The 4,494-nt window shown below is 39.1% G+C and carries 3 protein-coding genes; 1 reads left to right on the top strand and 2 read right to left on the bottom strand.

Annotated elements, in window-relative coordinates; genetic code table 11:
- A partial coding sequence (locus tag ACIQZ6_RS12065; protein WP_395811438.1) for a serine hydrolase domain-containing protein occupies positions 1-972 on the bottom strand: 972 nt, incomplete at its 3' end.
- A gap of 103 nt (positions 973-1,075) precedes the next feature.
- Positions 1,076-2,704: an amidohydrolase gene (locus ACIQZ6_RS12070; RefSeq protein WP_395811440.1), complete on the bottom strand. Its 1,629-nt coding sequence runs from the start codon at positions 2,702-2,704 to the stop codon at positions 1,076-1,078.
- A 305-nt stretch (positions 2,705-3,009) separates the two neighbouring features.
- Here ACIQZ6_RS12070 and mutL point away from each other — a divergent pair.
- Positions 3,010-4,494 (top strand): DNA mismatch repair endonuclease MutL (gene mutL, locus ACIQZ6_RS12075; RefSeq protein WP_395811442.1); only part of this gene is annotated, 1,485 nt, incomplete at its 3' end.

Consider the following 4,494-nt stretch of genomic DNA (forward strand, 5'->3'; position numbering starts at 1 on the left):
TGCTGTTGAATCGCGACTATAATCACTTGCTAACAGGTTCCTGTAAAAGGGTATGAACGGAATAAAACCTGCCTGATGAAGCATCACTTCACGTACAGAGATATCCGTTTTATTCGTATTGCGAGCCTTTGGAATATAGGCTCCAACATTGGTATCAAGCTTTAATTTTTCCTGCTCAAAAAGTCGCATTACTGCCATTGTTGTAGCTGAAGTTTTTGTAACCGATGCCAGATCATAGATATCATTGATATGTGTAGGTGTGTTGTCTGTATAAGTTCTGGTACCAAAGGCCTTATTGTAGATCACTTTACCGTCAAGTACCACCATCACAACTGCACCGGGAGCCGCCTTTGATTGAATGGCTTCGGCAGCAATATCATCTATTTTCTTGAGGGCTGCACTGTTGATTCCTACTTCTTCCGGAACGGTATATTTTAATCTAGTTATACTACTTTCAAAACCCAATCCCGACAAATATTTTAAAGAAACATCCTCTTTTAGTTTTGCTGTTGCTCTTACTCCGCCAAAAATAAGCTGAGCAGCAAAATTAGCATATCCAGAAGATTTCTTTTCTGACCAGATCAGAGGTGATTTTAAAAAATTCAACAATTTCAAACTTTGAACATCGCCAGAAAGGCAAACAACAATTTGTTTATTCAATTGAAGATCCAGCAATAAAGGAATGGTTCGCGGATCATTTAAAGACTGATCTGTAACCTGAATAATAACTGTATTGTAAAACTTAAGGTCATCGTTTAGCTCATTGAAGGTTTGCATATCATAATTATATGCCGAAGATTCAAATCGCTTGATCTGAGTATATTTATTCAATATACTATCAAACTCTGATGCATATGCTGAACCGATATTGACACTGGCTATAGCTAGATCCTGTAAACCTTTTAGCGGAATCAGTTTACCTTCATTATTTAGTAATACTGTTGATCTTTCAATATTTTTCTCTTCTTTCAAGAAAGCCTCGTTTTGAAGATGCTCCGCAGGTTGCGCACAGGTGCTTACAGAAAATAAAACTAGAAGCCACAAAGAGAAAAACCCAGGGCCTAACCTCAATAATTTATTTAGAATAAACATTTTCACCATTTAAATAGGTTTTTAAAACTTTAGCCTTAAAGAGTGAGGCCGCATCGGCTTTCATTAAATCCTGATCCAGGATCACAAAATCTGCAAACTTACCAGCTTCCAAACTACCCTTTTCTTTTTCCTCAAAATTTCCTTTTGCTGCCCAAATAGTCATGCCTCTGATGGCCTCTTCCCGGCTAAGTGCGTTTTCTATCTGATATCCTTTTTCAGGGTAACTTTTTGTATCCTTTCTTACAACTGCAGCATAAAAGGTTAACATCGGATTAATGTCTTCGACAGGAAAATCGGTACCCAAAATTAGCCAGCCATTTTGATCAAGTAATTGTTTAAAGGCATACGCACCTATTACCCGCTCAGGGCCTAGCCTATCGGCAGCCCAATACATATCTGAAGTAGCATGAGTGCTTTGAACAGAGGGAATCACATTATTATTACCAAATAATTTAAAATCGGCTTTATTTACTACCTGAGCATGCTCTATACGCCATCTGGCATCATTCTTTCCCTTTAAAACTCTTTCGTATACCTGTAAGATTTCACGGTTTGCAGAATCGCCAATGGCGTGAGTATTCATCTGAAAGCCCTTTGCAGCTATTTTAATTGCCACCTCCTCAAAATGTTTTTTATCACTCAAAAGAAAGCCTGAAGTACTTGGCTTATCAGAATACGGCTGTAAAAGACTAGCGCCACGAGAACCCAAAGCCCCATCCATATAAACTTTGAAAGACCTTACATTTAATCGATCCGTTTTTATCGCACCAGTTCTGAACAGATAGTCATAATTGGCCTCCTGGTCAGAAAGCATTGCATAGATCCGCATTTTAAGCTGATCACTTTTTTGTAAATCTGTTATTACCGGTATAAGTTCATGACTGATACCACAGTCTGCTACGGTGGTTAGACCCACAGCAAAACAATTCTTTTGTGCATCTAATAGTGATTCGCTAAGCTGCTTTGCTGATGGAGGTGGAACCTTCGAAAAAACCAGCCCCTCTGCATTATCCACTAATATCCCGGTTAATTTTCCATTGATAGTCTCAATTTCACCACCTACAATCTGCTGCCCAGGTTTTAGCCTGGCAAGATTTAAGGCAAATGAATTAGCAATGGCTGCATGTCCATCAACCCGAGTAAGTATAACCGGTCTGTTTGGAAACAGATCATTAAGCTTTTGGTTGTTAGGAAACTCTTTCAGGGCCCAGTCATTTTGATCCCAGCCTCGGCCAATGATCCAGCCCTCCTTATTTTCAACACTAAATGTTTTTAGCTTTTCAAGGATCTCTTCCCAACTTTTTGTACCCACTAGGTCTGCATCTTGCAATCCTTTTCCATAACCATAAAAATGAGCATGCCCATCAATAAATCCAGGAAAGATTGTTTTGCCTTCAGCATCAATTTTTTCACCCTGATATTTTTTCAAAATATCTTCAGAAGTTCCCAGTTCAAGGATCTTTCCACCCTTAACGGCAAAAGCCTCAACCGTAGAAAACTGTTCATCAACCGTATAAACAAGTGCGTTATGAACAATAAGATCGGCCTCCTTTTGAGACTTGCATGAAAATAAAAAAACAGAGATAATTAACCAAAGAATATTCCTTGCCATATAGTTTTGAAATCAGGTAATCAATTGATTGGCAAATATAAATCATGTGCAGAGAATATGACCTTTAATTAAACAATTTAAATAATCAATTAAAAAACATGAATGCAGCAATAGAATTAAATTCCTTTATTTTTTTAGCCCCGCATTATCCACATTATACGTACCATAAGGGTAAAAGAACTTATCTTTGAAGATTGAAAACAACACCTCAGAAATCTGACAATTTTCTATGTGTTTTCAGTAGAATTTTATTATGTTACAAACCACCTAAGGGTGTATTCAATAAAGAAATAAACTGAACTATTTTGACTGATATCATCAAGCTTTTACCCGATTCGGTCGCCAATCAGATTGCAGCAGGTGAAGTGGTGCAAAGGCCAGCCTCGGCACTAAAAGAACTTATTGAAAATGCCATTGATTCGGGTGCTGATAAAATCCAGATATTGATCAAGGATGCCGGAAAATCTCTTATCCAGGTTATTGATAATGGATGTGGGATGAGCCCGACAGATGCACGCATGTGCTTTGAACGTCATGCCACTTCTAAAATTCGTAAAGCCGAAGATTTGTTTGCTATACGCACCATGGGTTTCAGAGGAGAAGCAATGGCCTCAATCGCTGCCATTGCACAAGTTGAGTTAAAAACTCGCCGCCTTGAAGATGAATTGGGAACCTCTGTGCGCATCGAAGGGTCAGAGATTATCAGTCAAGAGCCCATTTCTACCATGCCTGGGACCAGCATAAGTATAAAAAATCTATTTTATAATACTCCGGCACGCCGTAATTTCCTGAAAGGGAATCCGGTTGAGATCCGTCACCTAAATGATGAGTTTCAACGTGTTGCTCTGGCCAATCCAGAAATATTTTTTACCCTGCACCAAGATGCGATTGAAGTATTCCATTTGCCAAAGGGAAGTTTAAGGCAGCGCATTACCCATCTTTTTGGCAATGCCTATAATCAAAAATTAGTGCCGGTTGAAGAAACAACGTCCATCATTGAACTGAAAGGATATATTGGCAAACCTGAGTTCGCAAAAAAAACACGGGGCGAACAGTTCTTCTTTGTCAATAATCGCTTTATAAAAGACCCTTACCTTAACCATGCGGTCATGAATGCCTTTGAAGAGGTATTAAGCGCCGACAGCTACCCGCTTTATGTTCTGTTTATTGAGATTGATCCTTCTAAGATTGATATCAATGTGCATCCAACAAAAACAGAAATCAAATACCAGGACGAAAAATCAATTTATGCCATTATACGATCAGCAGTAAAACGATCTCTAGGAAGGTATAACATTAGTCCGACACTAGATTTTAATCAGGAGACCGGCTTCAGCCAAATGATCAGTCCAAAAGCATTTGAAGACATTGTGCCACCTAGTATTGCATTTAATCCTAATTTCAATCCTTTCAGCTCAGAAAAAAAGGAACGAGAGATTCCCTTTCTAAGAAATAGTGAGCAAGAAAGAAACACCCTTGCAAAAAACTGGGGTTCATTATACGAAATTGTTCAGCCCGAAGCCCAGCAAAGTGGGATGGAGCTTGACGGGAATCGACAGGTTGAGATTGGAAACCAGGTATTCAAGAGTATTGGTAAACAGCTATTTCAGCTCCATAATCGGTTCATCATTTCGCAGATCAAGTCTGGCTTTATGTTAATAGACCAGCAAGCAGCCCATGAACGAATTCTGTTCGAGCGTTTCCTGGAGCACCTCGAAAGCAGACAGGGCGCCAGTCAGCAAAGTTTATTTCCACAAACAGTAAGCCTCAATACGGTAGATTTTGAGCTA

The sequence above is a fragment of the Daejeonella sp. genome (assembly GCF_044348475.1).
In the GTDB taxonomy this organism is placed as follows: domain Bacteria; phylum Bacteroidota; class Bacteroidia; order Sphingobacteriales; family Sphingobacteriaceae; genus Daejeonella.